Origin of the sequence: Intestinibacillus massiliensis, from assembly GCF_900155735.1 — a bacterium.
Classification (GTDB): domain Bacteria; phylum Bacillota; class Clostridia; order Oscillospirales; family Butyricicoccaceae; genus Intestinibacillus; species Intestinibacillus massiliensis.
On record NZ_LT707060.1, the window covers coordinates 175,481 to 187,979 of the forward strand.

The 12,499-nt window shown below is 61.9% G+C and carries 12 protein-coding genes and 2 tRNA genes; 7 read left to right on the plus strand and 7 right to left on the minus strand.

Translation table 11 applies throughout. From position 1 onward, the window contains the following. Window positions 1-17: 17 nt before the first annotated feature. The 3 genes from CZ203_RS12240 to CZ203_RS12250 all read right to left on the minus strand — a co-directional run bounded on the left by CZ203_RS12240 (window position 18) and on the right by CZ203_RS12250 (window position 2,169). Window positions 18-94, minus strand: a tRNA-Arg gene (locus tag CZ203_RS12240). Window positions 95-177: 83 nt separating this feature from the next. Further along, window positions 178-882, minus strand: a complete 705-nt coding sequence (locus CZ203_RS12245) for a hydrolase (RefSeq protein WP_087066397.1) — start codon at window positions 880-882, stop codon at window positions 178-180. Window positions 883-903: 21 nt separating this feature from the next. Next, on the minus strand, window positions 904-2,169 hold the full coding sequence (locus CZ203_RS12250; RefSeq protein ID WP_087066398.1) for a M16 family metallopeptidase: 1,266 nt from the start codon (window positions 2,167-2,169) through the stop codon (window positions 904-906). Window positions 2,170-2,430: 261 nt separating this feature from the next. Here CZ203_RS12250 and CZ203_RS12255 point away from each other — a divergent pair, with 261 nt between their 5' ends. After that, on the plus strand, window positions 2,431-2,712 hold the full coding sequence (locus CZ203_RS12255; protein ID WP_143436211.1) for a hypothetical protein: 282 nt from the start codon (window positions 2,431-2,433) through the stop codon (window positions 2,710-2,712). Between the two features lie 67 nt (window positions 2,713-2,779). Here CZ203_RS12255 and CZ203_RS12260 read toward each other — a convergent pair whose 3' ends face one another. The 4 genes from CZ203_RS12260 to CZ203_RS12275 all read right to left on the minus strand — a co-directional run bounded on the left by CZ203_RS12260 (window position 2,780) and on the right by CZ203_RS12275 (window position 6,369). Beyond that, entirely contained in the window at window positions 2,780-4,243 is a 1,464-nt protein-coding gene (locus CZ203_RS12260) for a B12-binding domain-containing radical SAM protein (RefSeq protein WP_087066400.1), read from the minus strand. Window positions 4,244-4,352: 109 nt separating this feature from the next. Next, window positions 4,353-4,697, minus strand: coding sequence for a TIGR04076 family protein (locus CZ203_RS12265; protein ID WP_087066401.1), 345 nt, complete (start codon window positions 4,695-4,697; stop codon window positions 4,353-4,355). Window positions 4,698-5,043: 346 nt separating this feature from the next. Beyond that, a tRNA-Gly gene (locus CZ203_RS12270) sits at window positions 5,044-5,117 on the minus strand. 100 nt (window positions 5,118-5,217) lie between these two features. Beyond that, window positions 5,218-6,369 carry a Gfo/Idh/MocA family protein gene (locus CZ203_RS12275; RefSeq protein ID WP_087066402.1) on the minus strand — a complete coding sequence of 384 codons (1,152 nt, stop codon included), beginning with the start codon at window positions 6,367-6,369 and terminating at the stop codon, window positions 5,218-5,220. Window positions 6,370-6,696: 327 nt separating this feature from the next. Between CZ203_RS12275 and CZ203_RS12280 the strand changes: the two genes are divergently transcribed. From CZ203_RS12280 to CZ203_RS12305, 6 genes are all read left to right on the plus strand, one after another. Next, window positions 6,697-7,332: a corrinoid protein gene (locus tag CZ203_RS12280; protein ID WP_087066403.1), complete on the plus strand. Its 636-nt coding sequence runs from the start codon at window positions 6,697-6,699 to the stop codon at window positions 7,330-7,332. 80 nt (window positions 7,333-7,412) lie between these two features. Then, window positions 7,413-8,609, plus strand: coding sequence for a helix-turn-helix domain-containing protein (locus CZ203_RS12285; protein ID WP_159456513.1), 1,197 nt, complete (start codon window positions 7,413-7,415; stop codon window positions 8,607-8,609). Window positions 8,610-8,618: 9 nt separating this feature from the next. Then, entirely contained in the window at window positions 8,619-9,368 is a 750-nt protein-coding gene (yaaA, locus tag CZ203_RS12290; protein WP_087066405.1) for a peroxide stress protein YaaA, read from the plus strand. A gap of 233 nt (window positions 9,369-9,601) precedes the next feature. Beyond that, window positions 9,602-10,456, plus strand: coding sequence for a transketolase (locus tag CZ203_RS12295; RefSeq protein ID WP_087066406.1), 855 nt, complete (start codon window positions 9,602-9,604; stop codon window positions 10,454-10,456). Then, window positions 10,453-11,427 (plus strand): transketolase family protein, encoded by a 975-nt coding sequence (locus CZ203_RS12300; RefSeq protein ID WP_087066407.1) that lies wholly within the window; start codon window positions 10,453-10,455, stop codon window positions 11,425-11,427. Before CZ203_RS12295 ends, CZ203_RS12300 begins: the two co-directional genes overlap by 4 nt. Before the next feature lie 30 nt (window positions 11,428-11,457). Beyond that, the gene (locus tag CZ203_RS12305; protein ID WP_087066408.1) at window positions 11,458-12,441 is read left to right on the plus strand and encodes a substrate-binding domain-containing protein; all 984 of its coding nucleotides are present in this window, start codon (window positions 11,458-11,460) and stop codon (window positions 12,439-12,441) included. Window positions 12,442-12,499 lie beyond the last annotated feature (58 nt).

The following is a 12,499-nucleotide window of genomic DNA, read 5'->3' on the forward strand; positions in this document are numbered from 1 at the left end:
CAAAACAGGCTGTTGTTTGGTACGCCGGAAGGGACTCGAACCCCCGACCTACTGGTTCGTAGCCAGTCACTCTATCCAGCTGAGCTACCGGCGCACATTTTGCAGCTTTTTGCTGACGTCTCAGCGCTGACTGCCTTATTAGGATATCATAGCAGGGAAGGTTTGTCAACAAAAATATTAAAAATCTTCCGGCAAATTCTGCGGGGCAAGCGCGGCGTCATCGCTGCGGTATTTGACCATGAGGTCGCGGAAAATCTCGCCGTTCGTCGGCGGGGTATAGGTCACGGCGTTCGCCCCCGCGTCGATGACGGACAGGATGGTTTCCTCGGTCGGGCCGCCGGTCGCAATGATGGGCACCTGCGGGAACGCGCAGCGTATCCGGTCGACCACAAAGGGCGTGCGCGCGGCGCACGAGACGTTCAGGATCGTCGCGCCGCTGTCCAGGCGGCAGCCGATATCGGTAAATTCGCTCGCGACCGTCATGACGACCGGGATGTCGACGCGCTGGCGCACGCGGGCGAGCACCTCGTTCGAGGTTGGTGCGTTCAGCACCACGCCGATCGCGCCCTCGAACTCGGCGTTCATCGCAAGGTTGACGACGCGCTTCCCGGTCGTGGTGCCGCCGCCCACGCCGCAGAATACCGGCACGTCGGAGGCCGAGATAATCGCGTGAGAAATGGCGGGCTGCGGCGTGAACGGGTAGACCGCCATCACCGCGTTCGCATTGCAGTTGCGGATCACCGCGATATCCGTCGAAAAGGCAATCGACCGGATCAGCCGCCCAAATATGCGGATGCCGCTGACCTGCTCGATCACCTTGGGCATGTGGATCATATGGCGGCGCAGGTTGCCCTGGATTTCCGGCGGGGTTGTGACGCGCATCGCTTCACCGTTCCTTTCTGGTTATTGCAGGCCGCCGGCGCGGCGGAGCAGGGCGGCGTAATACGCCTCGTCGTCCGTCTGGCCGACGGCGCAGATGGACGCCTGCGAAAAGTCCAGCAGGCGGCGCGCCAGGCCGAGCACCTGCGCCTCGGTCACCGCGTCGTACCCCGCGACCAATTCCTCCGGCTGGGGCACGTAGCCGCGGTACAGCTCGTTCCGGCCGAGGTGGTTCATGCGCGCGGAGGTGCTCTCAAGGCCCATGAGCATGGAGGTCTTGCGCTGCTCGCGGCAGCGGTTCAGCTCGTCGCGCGTCGGCCCCCCTTCGCAGAATTCGCGCAGCACCTGGCCGATCAGCTCGACCGCGCGCGCTTCCATCGGCTTGCCGAGCGCGGTGTATACGCTGAACATGCCGGTATCCAGATGGCTGGTGGCATAGGAATAGACCGAATAGCACAGGCCGTTCTGCTCGCGGACGGTCTGGAACAGGCGGGAGGACATGCCGTCACCCAGGATGGCGCTGAGCATTTGCAGCGCATAGCGGTCCTCATCCTGCACGGACAGGCCGGGGAAGCCGATGCACAGGTGGCACTGCTCGATATCCTTGGGGCGGACGACCACCTGCGGGCGGTACTGCGCAGGCCCGATGGCGTTCTTCCCGCTGCCCGGCATTGCGGAAAACAGCTCGCAGATAAAAGCGAGCGCCTCGTCGGAAAAACTGCCGGAAAGCGCGATGACGGTATCCTGCGGCCGGTAATATTCTCTGAAATAGCGGTGCAGCGTGCCGCTGTCCATGGGGGCGAGCGTTTCGCGGGTACCCAGGATCGGGCGGCCGAGCGCGGAGCCTGCAAAGCAGCTTTCAAACAGCTTTTCCGTCGCGACGTCCTCGGGCGTGTCCTCGTACATGTCGATCTCCTCATAGACGACGCCGCGCTCCAGCTCGATATCCTTGTCGTCGAACTTGGAGTGCAGGAACATGTCCGCGAGGATGTCCATGCCGGTAATCAGGTGGGTATCCAGCGTCTTTAAATAGTAGCAGGTGCATTCCTTGGTGGTAAAGGCGTTGAACTGGCCGCCGATCGCGTCCATGGCGATCGCGATGTGCTGCGCCGTGCGTTTTTCCGTGCCTTTAAAAATCATGTGCTCGATAAAATGGGAAATACCGCCCATCTCGGCGGGTTCGTAACGGCTGCCGTTGCCAACCCAAATGCCAACCGAACAAGAGCGCACATGGTCGATCCGTTCGCTCAGCACGCGCACCCCGTTGGGCAATACCTTTTTTTCGTACATCTCTATATCCCTCAATTCCGTGATGGAAACCTCCACACTGATGCTGAAAGTAGTATATCACACTTGGCGTGGGTTTGAAATACTCCAATTGGCGGCAGCGTCGGGAAAACGCGAAATTGCGGGTTGAAAATATTTTGGGTTTGATGGATAGAAATACAATATGTAACCCGTGTGTAACCGGCGCAGGGTATACTGTATTTATAAGAACGGGATATGGCCGTGCGGCGCTGCCGGCGGCTCGGATATAAAGAGGGCGTAAATATGAAACTTCGTAAATGCTTGGCACGGACAATGGTTATGGCGCTGGCGCTCACCTGGGCGGCTGCGCAGGGCGGCGCGTCGGCCGCAGGCATCGTCCGGACGCCTACGGGCGCGCCCATCCCCTGTGAACAAACCCAACCCTCCTTTTTTGTGTGTTCTGGGGGGCAGGACGGCTCCCCAGAGCAGGCAGATAACAAGGCGGAGGAGCTGACCTGGGAAATCGGCACGATCGTCGAGATTGAGGACCAGCCCATCCCGGTAACGGACAGCGTGTGTAAGTAAAAAAGGAAAGCCCTGCCGCAAAGCTTGCGGCAGGGCTTCTTTGCGGTTTGCGCAACTAGGGCGGTGATTACGGGGCGGGATCAGCAGGCGGGGGCGGCTGCGGCGCGCCATCCAGGCTGCGCAGGTAGGGGAGCTGGCGGCGCAGGTCCTGCCGGATGTAGCGGTGCCAGAAGAATTCCCCAAAAAACAGCCCCTTGAAGATGCCCTTGGCATGCAGGAGCGCATGGATGAGCCGCGGCACGGAATAGATTTTCGCGCTTGCGTTGATAATCTCCTGTTGCAGCTCATGCGGTTTGATATGGGCGGGGTAATGCACGACGTTGCCGTCGTAATACTGCCAGTCCTGATGGATGAGCCGCCCCTTGCCCTGTTCATAGGCCGGCGTGCCGGGGGTGAAGAACATGGACTGGATCAGCACGCCGTGGATATGGTTCTTGATGACAAAATCCGCGATTTTGTCGCCCACGCCGACGCGGTCGGTCTCCGCGCCCACGATGAACAGGCCGCGCACGCCGAGGCCGTGCTTTTGGATATTTTCAATTGCGCGCACCACCTCCGCATAGGTGCTCTTTTTATGGAACTCGCGGAAGGAGGCGTCGTCCAAAAATTCGATGCCGAGCGCAAGCTCAATAAAACCGGCCTGCCGCATCAGGTCGAGCAGCTCGTCGTCAAAGCCGGTCTCGTAGCGCGCCTGGACGGAAAAATGATAGCGGATGCCGCTGCCGATAATGGCGCGCAGCACGGAGACCGCCCATGCGCGGTCGTGCGCGAAGTTGTCGTCCGTGATCCAGACGCAGTTGCTCAGGCGCGGCGGGAACCTGCGGCGGTGGAACGCGATCGCCTGCCGGATGTCCTCCACCACGTTTTCCGGGGAGCGTTTGCGGATTTTATGGCCAAAATGCCGCACCACAGCGCAGTAGTCGCAATTGTGCGGGCAGCCGCGCGAGGCGTGCACCTGCGGCCAAAGCGTATCGTACCGTTTGGCGAGGCGCGCATAGCCGTATACCAGGCTGCGGTCGGGGATGGTGTCGATATCCTCGGGCTGGGGGCGCGCGCCGTTCGATACCACCTTGCCGTCCTTCCAGCGCACGACGCCGGGGAACAAGGCCTCTTCCCCCCGGCCGAGGGTGCGGATCAGCTCGGGCACGGATTCGTCGCCGTCGCCCAGCAGCACGTAGTCGCAGTACTGGATGGCTTCGGGGTAATTCATGGAGGCGTGCAGGCCGCCGAACACCAGGACGGCACGCGAATGCGCCCGGAACTGCCTGGCCAGCGCATAGCCGCGCGTGGCGTTAAAGGTATTGATGGAGATAAAAATAATATCCGCGTCATATACGTCCTCAAAACGGATATGGGAAATGGCTTCGCTGTACATGAGCGTGTCGGCAACCACGCGCTTGGCCAGCGTGGTGAGCGTGATCAGCCCGGTCGACGGGTTGCGGATGTATTTATTGTAGGTATAGAAGTTGCAGATGGACGCCTTATAGGGCGAGCGGGGGCCGGGTTCGATAAAACGGACTTTTTTGACCATAGCGGGTGCCCTCCATTCTTATGCCGTCTTGGGGATTCATTTTGAGGATGCCGCGCATCCCCGCTGCGGCCGGATGGCCTGTGAAAGCCGCGGCCCCGCCCGCGGGCGGTCAGCGCACGGGGGAATAGCCGATCTGCGCCGTTTCGTCCGTGGCTTCCAGCTTGAAAATGACCGGGCGCAGCCCGTCGTTACAGCTGCAAACCGCGACGCCCGGCTTGCGGATCCAGTCGCCGTAATAAAACACCCCGTCGCCCGCGCCGTGCGCCAGCGCAAAGGCGTATTGGTAAATCGCCTTCCAGGCTTCGTCGCAGAAACCGTCAGGCTTGGCGTAGTCCGCATAAAAGGACTGCCCTTCCCGCAGCATGGGGCAGGCCGTCAGGCCTTCGGCGCCGTATTCCGCGGCGAGTTCGCGGTCAAGCGTGGTTTTCAGTACGGTGATTTTTACTTTTTTCATCCGGATAGCCTCCTATCATCCAAGGGCTCAGCGTTTTTCCTGTTACCATCATAGCCCATCCGGGGCGCGATTGCAATTCCCCCGCGCACCCAAAATAGGAAGGCATTTGGAAGCCGCCCGCCGGGCAGCATAAAAAAGGACGCCTTGGATCTAAATCCAAAGCGCCCCTTTTTTATGCCACTACTGGGCAAAATCGATATCCGGCCTTCGTTCCGCCCGCAGGCGGCGTCCTCTTCGGGGCGGAGCCCAGCGAAGCGGGTCCGCCCCGAAAGCGAAGAAACACCCCGTCCGGCTAAGAAGCCTCGCCGTCAGGCGGGGATTCGTGCCAAAAGGGGTGTTTCTGAGCTGGAGCGGATGATGGGAGTCGAACCCACCTATGCAGCTTGGGAAGCTGCCGTTCTACCGATGAACTACACCCGCGGTTAACATGGACTATTTTACGATAGGTTCGGCGTTTTGTCAAGGGGGAAACCGCGCGGCGCGGGAATCCGGCCGCGCCGCGCGGGGATCCATCCCCCGGTTAAACCTCGTCCAGGCGCACCCAGACGTTGCCTTCCTGATAGCTTTTGACGCTTGCCGCGACAAAACGCATGCCGTCCACGCCGTCCTGCGCGGTGGGATGGAAGTATCCGCCGCCGTCCACGCCGTTTTTCTTGTCGAGCAGATGGGTGCAGAAGGCGCGGTAAATATTTGCGAACGCCTCGTAGAAGCCCTCCGGATGCCCCGCGGGCAGGCGGGACGCCGCGCGCGCGTGCGGGTCGAGGTAGGCGCGTTCCGCGGAGTATATTTCGACCGGCCCGTCCTTCATCGCCACGCGCAGGTGGATGGGGTCGCAGTGCGTCCACTCGAGGGAGCCTTTTTCCCCGTAGATTTTGATGCCGATGTCGCAGTCGTGCCCGGCCGCGGTGATGGAGTCCCAGAGCAGGCCGCGCGTACCGTCCGCCAGGCGGAACAGGGTGTGGGATGCGGCCTCCAGGGCGGCGTCCTCCGGATAATAGGCGAAGTCCGCAAGCACGCGGTCGACCGGCTGGCCGGTCATGGATTTGATCAGGTACCACACGTGCACGCCGATGGCCGCGGTCGCGTTGGACATGCCCGCCTTTTTGGGGTCCATGAACCAACTCGCGTAATTGGACGGGTCGGTTGCGCCCTCCAGCATCAGCCAGTCCTGCGGGTATTCCGCGACGACGCTGATCAGCCGGCCGAGGCGGCCGTCCGCGACCATGCGGCGCGCCTGCTGCAGCACCGGGTAGTGCGCGTAGGTATAGGTCAGGCAGATTTCCAGCCCTTTGGCGGCCGCCAGGTCGCGCAGCTCCTCGGCCTCCGCCACGGTCATGGTGAAGGGCTTTTCGCAGGAGACGTGGATGCCGTGTTCCAAAAAGGTTTTTGCGATCTCATAATGGGTGAAGTTCGGGGTGACGATGGAGACGAAGTCGATGCCGTCCTCCCGCTGGGATTCGGCTTCCGCCATCTCCTTATAATCCCGGTAAATGCGGTCGGGCGCGACGCCCCAGGCGGCGCCGTCCTTTTTGTTCTGCTCAAAGTTGCGGGTGAAGCAGCCCGCGGACAGCACGGCAAGGCTGTCCATGGCCGCGCCGCGCCGGTGGCTGTTGCCGATATTGCCGCCGTTGCCGCCGCCGACCATGCCGAAACGGAGTTGTGTTACGCTCATAATGCATGCACCTCTTTATTTATCGGATGGGGATTGCCTGTCCTTACTGTAACCCGCCTGCGGCGTAAAGTCAATGCGGATTGCCGCGGGGAGTCGGCTGTTTTTTACGGGGGCGCGGCCGTCCCGCGCGCTTGCGCCCGCGGCCGGGGCGTGGTAAAATAAATTAAAGAAGGATTCCGGTGAAATGGACGCAATTTGTGTATCCAGTACAAAAAATGAAAAGATTGTGCAAGGCTTTTGGAAACGGGTACGGTATAATAAGACCAATGAAGGGGCGGCGGCCAGCCCGCTGCGGAAATTGGTTTATTATATAAGGAGAATTGCGACATGGGCACTTTATCTGAAATCAGCACGTTACTGCAGCAGGGGCGCGCGCCCAAGGTCAAGGCGATGGTACAGCAGGCGCTGGACGAGGGCATCGCCCCCGGCGAAATCCTGGAAAACGGCCTGCTCGACGGCATGAACATCATCGGCCAAAAGTTTAAGAACAACGAGGTCTTCGTACCGGAAGTCCTGATTGCCGCTCGCGCGATGACCCGCGGCATCGACGTCCTGCGCCCCTACCTGGTAGAGGAAGGCGTTGAGGAGAAGGGTTGTGTCGTAATCGGCACGGTCAAGGGCGACCTGCACGACATCGGCAAGAACCTCGTGCGCATGATGATGGAAGGCAAGGGCCTCAAGGTCGTCGACCTCGGCGTCGACGTTTCCACCGAGCAGTTCATCGAGGCTGCGCGTGAGAACAACGCGGATATCATCGCGTGCTCTGCGCTGCTGACCACCACCATGAACGAGATGCGCGGCGTTGTCGAGGCTGTCCAGGCCTGCGACCTCAACGGCAAGGTCAAGGTCATGGTAGGCGGCGCGCCGGTTACCCAGGCGTTCGCAGACTCCATCGGCGCAGACCGTTACACGGCCGACGCCGCGACGGCGGCAGACGTTGCGCTGTCTATCTGCACAGCCTGATTGTTTCAGAAATGCCGATTTCGAGGCGGACCGTCCGGTTCGCCTCGTTTTTTTATACCGGCTTCCGGCGAGGGGATTATATGGGTGATTTAAAAGAGCGCTGCTTGCATTATTGCAAACACATCGCGAATATAACGGGCACGACCTGCGTGCTGCTGGATATCGAGGCCGGGGATTTTTCCGGGCAGCCGTTCCAGCATAGCTGCGATACCGCGCAGTTCTGCTGTACCGCATACCAGACCCATCTGTACGGCGCGTACCAGGCGGAGCGGTGGGACGGCAAGTATATCTACCACTGTCCGCGCGGCCTGACCTTTATCGCCACGCCAATCCTGCTCCAGGGCGCGGCGATGAATTACTGCCTGGTCACGGGGCCAATCCTGATGGCCAATTTTGACGACCCAGACGACCTGTGGTACGGCGACCTGCAGACGCTGGACGGCCTGGAGTCCGTGCCGCACATGAACACGGCGCAGACCCGCTCCTTCAGCGAGGTCATCCACGCTGCCGCGTGCTATATCGCGGGCAGCGAACCGGCGCCGGACGTCGATTCCGGGCATCACGCCGAGCTGCTCCAGATGATGTACGAAATTTCCGCGCGCACGCCCGAGGACACGCCCATGCCCTACCCGATGGAGAGCGAGCGCCAGCTCCAGCGGCTGATCCGCGCCGGGGACAAGGAAGGCTCGCAGAAGCTGCTCAACGAGCTGCTGGGCTATATCTATTTCGCCAGCGGCGCGGATTTCGGCGTCATCAAGTCGCGGGTGCACGAACTGCTTGTGGTCATGTCGCGCGCGACGATCGAGGGCGGCGCGGACGCGGACGAGATCATTTTCCTCAGCGACAATTACGTCAAGGAAATCCAGAACTTTACGAACATCGAGGCGCTCAGCCGCTGGCTCAGTGCGATCGTACATAAATACATCAGCTGCGTATTCGATTTCAAGCATATCAAGCACCGCGATATCGTCTACAAGGTATCGGAATACGTGAAGACGAACTTCCAGGGGAAGCTGACGCTCGACGAGGTGGCCGAGCACGTCTACCTCTCCCGCTCGCACCTGAGCCGCATCCTCAAGGAGGAGCTGGGGTGCACGTTCACGGAGTATGTCAACCGCCTGCGCATCGACAGGAGCAAGATTTACCTGATGGACGCGCGCCGCTCGATCGCGGACATCGCGGTCGCGGTCGGCTTCGACGACCAGAGCTATTTTACCCGCGTGTTCAAGAAGGCGACCGGCGTGTCGCCCGGCAAGTTCCGAGAGCAGCGCCTGTAGGGGGGACGGATGGAGATTATCATTTCACCGGCGAAAAAGATGCGCATCGCGCACGATTTCCTCGCGCCCAGGGCGCTGCCGGCGTTTTTGGAGCAAACCGAAACCCTGCTCGCGTACCTGCGCGCGCTGCCGCCGGATGCGCTGCGGCAGCTTTTGCGCTGCAACGAAAAAATTGCGGCGGAAAGCTACGCGCAGTATCAGCAGATGGATTTGCGGCGCGGCCTGTCGCCCGCCATCCTGGCGTTTGACGGCATCCAGTACCGCTATATGGCGCCCCAGGTGTTTGAAACCGGGGCGTTTGCCTATGCCGAGGCGCACCTGCGCATCCTGTCCGGCTTTTACGGCGTCCTGCGCCCATTCGACGGGGTGGCGCCCTACCGGCTGGAGATGCAGGCGCGGGTGCGGGTGGGCGGCTATGATAGCCTGTATTCATTTTGGGGCGGCAGGCTCGGGGCGGCTTTTTGCCCGGAGGATGGCGTCGTGCTGAACCTCGCGTCGGCAGAGTACAGCAAGGCGGTCGCGCAGCACCTGCCTGCGGGCACGCGGATGGTGGGCTGCGTATTCGGCGAGCTGGAAGGCGGCCGGGTGCGGGAAAAAGGGGTCCACGTCAAGATGGCGCGCGGCGAAATGGTGCGCTTTCTGGCGGAGCACGGGATCACGGACGTGCGCGATGCGCGCGGCTTCGACCGGCTGGGGTACGCCTATTGCGCGGCGCGGTCGGACGGGCGGCGCTATGTATTTTTAAAACAGCCCGGATAGGGTACGGACGGCAGCAGCCGGCGGAAACGCCGGCTGCTGCTTTTTTTATTTGCGGGCAAAAACAAAAGGATACCCCCCTTAATCTAAAATTTGTCGCATTGTGTCGAAAATAACCGCCCGCTATAATAAAGATAACAAAAACAAAGCGCGCGCCAGGAAATGGATTGGATAATATGCACAACATCCCGCGCCTCCCGCAAAGGGGGCGCGGGCATGGAGAAGGAGGAATCGATATGAGGTCACGCAGCGAGACGATCCGGCTGGTCGAGGAACAGGCCTACCGCCTGCGCCGCCGGGTGCTGGAAATGGGGCTGGAGGCCGGGCCGCACGGCGCGCACTTCGGCTCGGCGTATTCCATGGCGGAAGCCATTTCAGCGGTGTTTTTCGGCGTGCTGCGGAGCGATCCCGCGCATCCGGACGATCCCGGGCGGGATCGGTTTATCCTGAGCAAGGGGCATGGCTCGGTAGCCTATTACATCACGCTCGCCGAAGCCGGCTTCCTGCCGGAAGGGCTGCTGCACACCTTTGAAACCAAGGACAGCTTGCTGCCCGGGCATCCGTGTATGCACCGCGACATGGGGCTTGAGTATTCCACCGGCTCGCTCGGGCACGGCCTGTCGCTCGGCGTCGGCGTCGCGCTCCATGCCAAGCGCACGGGGCGGGATTACCAGACCTACGTGCTGGTCGGCGACGGCGAGTGCAACGAAGGCTCGGTCTGGGAGGCCGCGATGGCGGCGCGCCAGTTCGGGCTGGACAACCTGACCGTGATCGTCGACCGGAACCGGCTGCAGAGCGACGGCCTGTGCCGTAAGGTGATGGATATGGACGATATGGCGGCCAAGTGGCGCGCGTTCGGCTGGGAAGCCACGGATGTGGACGGGCACGACGCGGGCGCGCTGCTCGACAGCCTGCATGAACGGAGCCGCCCTGCGGGCAAGCCGCGCGCGGTGATCGCCCACACCGTCAAGGGCAAGGGCGTATCGTTCTTTGAGAATAACAACGACTGGCATCACCGCAGCATCACCCCGGAGCAGGTTGCGGCGGCGATGGCCGAACTCGAACAGGCACACGGGAAGGAGGGGGCATGATGCTGGTAAACACCGAACTGATTCAGAAGCTATCGTCCCTTGGGCCGCGCGGCGCATTCGGCTACGGCCTGATGGAGGCCGCCCGCGCGGACGACAGCCTGATGGTGCTGACGGCGGATTTGTCGTCCACCTCGCGCGTCAGGCAGTTTGAGGAGGCCTACCCGGAGCGTTTTGCCAACGTCGGCATTTCCGAGCAGAACATGGTGACCATGGCGGCCGGGATCGCCCTGGAGGGCAGGACGGTTTTCTGCACCTCCTTCGCCGCGTTCATCAGCATGCGCGCCTGCGAGCAGGTGCGCACCGACGTGGCCTATATGAAGGCGAACGTCAAGCTGGTCGGCGCGGACGCGGGCGTGACGATCGGCACGCAGGGGTATACGCATTATGCGATTGAGGACCTTGCGATCATGCGCGCCATGCCGGATATGACCGTGATTGCGCCGGCGGACGGCCTGGAAACGGCCAAGGCCGTGCAGGCGGCCGCGCAGTACAAGGGGCCGGTTTACATCCGGCTGACCGGCAAGGGGGGCTTCCCGCCGGTCTACAAGGAGGACTACGACTTTACGATCGGCAAGGGCGTCCTGCTGCGGGACGGCGCGGACGCCGCCATCCTGGCCGCGGGCGCGGTGGTTGCCAACGCGCTGGAGGCCGCGGAGCTGCTCCGGCAGGAACACGGGCTGCAGGTGGCCGTGGCCGACCTGCATACGGTCAAGCCGCTGGACGGCGCGTTGGTGCGGGCGCTTGCGTCCCGCGTGCCGCTGCTCGTCACGGCCGAAGAGCACAACATCCTAGGCGGCCTGGGCGCGGCGGTCTGCGAGGAGGCCGGTGCAATGGATGCGGGCGCGCGGGTGGTGCGCTGCGGCGTACCCGACGTATTCTCCAAGGTTGCGGATTACCCCGACCAGCTGGAACGGTTCGGCCTTTCGGCGCGCGGCCTGGCGGACGCCGTCCTGCAGGGGTTGGGCAAATAAACAGGTATTGCGGAAATAGGAGGAAAGAACATGAAAAAGAGACTGCTAGCCATGACATTGTGCGCTTTTATGCTGGGGACGGGCCTGCTCACCGGCTGCTCCGGCAGTGACGATGGGGCGGCAAAGGCCGACGGCGGCCAGCCCGCCGCGCAGGACAGAGGCGGCACCGCAGAAAAGCTGAAGATCGGCGTCAGCCTGGCGAACATGTCGGACGACTTTACCATCCTGCTCAATAAGGGCGTGGAACGGGCGGCGGCGGAATTTGCCGACGAGGTCGAGTTTATCGTCCTGGACGGCAAGGCCGACCCGACTATGCAGCTTAACCATATCGACACCTACCTGTCGCAGGGCGTGGACGCGATCGTCATCCAGCCCACGGAGGCGGACGCCTGTACGTCGGGCATCGAGCTTGCCAACGGCGCGGGCATCCCGGTCGTATGTTGTAATACCAAGACGACGGGCGGCGACTTCGTCTATGTCGGCTCGGAGGATATCGACGCGGGGCGCATGCAGGGCGAGTGGATTGCGGAGAACGCCCCGGAAAACGCAACCTATGTCTATGCCATGCTGGTAATGGGTCAGACCGGCCAGATCGCGCGGCGTGAGGGCCTGCTCGAAGTGCTTGCGGAAAAGCGCCCGGACATCAAGTGCATGGCGGAACAGACGAGCGGCGGCATGCGCGACCAGGGCATGAAGCTGTGCGAGGACTGGCTGCAGGCGTACCCGGACTTCACTATGTATGTGTCGCAGAACGACTCGGCGGCGCTGGGCGCGCTCGAGGTGCTGGGCACCGCGGGCAAGGATAAGCTCGTATGCGGCGTCGACGGCAACGCGGAGGCGGTGCAGAAGGTCGCAAACGGCGAAATGGCTATGACCGTATTCCAGAATGCCGAAGGGCAGGCTTACGAAAGCTGCAAGACCGCCCTGCAGATCCTGAAGGGCGAGTTCAGCGGGGACGAGGTCATCATCCCCTTCGAGCTGATTACCAAGGACAACGCCAAGGATTACTTATAACGCACAAACCTCCCTTTTCTCTCTTCTTCTTTTTAACCCCGGCGGTCTGGGCGCGCGG

Coding starts and splice junctions, on each gene's coding strand:
- CZ203_RS12245 (WP_087066397.1), bottom strand. CDS start 882: ATGCGCGTCACAACCCCGCCGGAAATCCAGGGCAACCTGCGCCGCCAT.
- CZ203_RS12250 (WP_087066398.1), bottom strand. CDS start 2,169: ATGTACGAAAAAAAGGTATTGCCCAACGGGGTGCGCGTGCTGAGCGAA.
- CZ203_RS12255 (WP_143436211.1), top strand. CDS start 2,431: ATGAAACTTCGTAAATGCTTGGCACGGACAATGGTTATGGCGCTGGCG.
- CZ203_RS12260 (WP_087066400.1), bottom strand. CDS start 4,243: ATGGTCAAAAAAGTCCGTTTTATCGAACCCGGCCCCCGCTCGCCCTAT.
- CZ203_RS12265 (WP_087066401.1), bottom strand. CDS start 4,697: ATGAAAAAAGTAAAAATCACCGTACTGAAAACCACGCTTGACCGCGAA.
- CZ203_RS12275 (WP_087066402.1), bottom strand. CDS start 6,369: ATGAGCGTAACACAACTCCGTTTCGGCATGGTCGGCGGCGGCAACGGC.
- CZ203_RS12280 (WP_087066403.1), top strand. CDS start 6,697: ATGGGCACTTTATCTGAAATCAGCACGTTACTGCAGCAGGGGCGCGCG.
- CZ203_RS12285 (WP_159456513.1), top strand. CDS start 7,413: ATGGGTGATTTAAAAGAGCGCTGCTTGCATTATTGCAAACACATCGCG.
- yaaA (WP_087066405.1), top strand. CDS start 8,619: ATGGAGATTATCATTTCACCGGCGAAAAAGATGCGCATCGCGCACGAT.
- CZ203_RS12295 (WP_087066406.1), top strand. CDS start 9,602: ATGAGGTCACGCAGCGAGACGATCCGGCTGGTCGAGGAACAGGCCTAC.
- CZ203_RS12300 (WP_087066407.1), top strand. CDS start 10,453: ATGATGCTGGTAAACACCGAACTGATTCAGAAGCTATCGTCCCTTGGG.
- CZ203_RS12305 (WP_087066408.1), top strand. CDS start 11,458: ATGAAAAAGAGACTGCTAGCCATGACATTGTGCGCTTTTATGCTGGGG.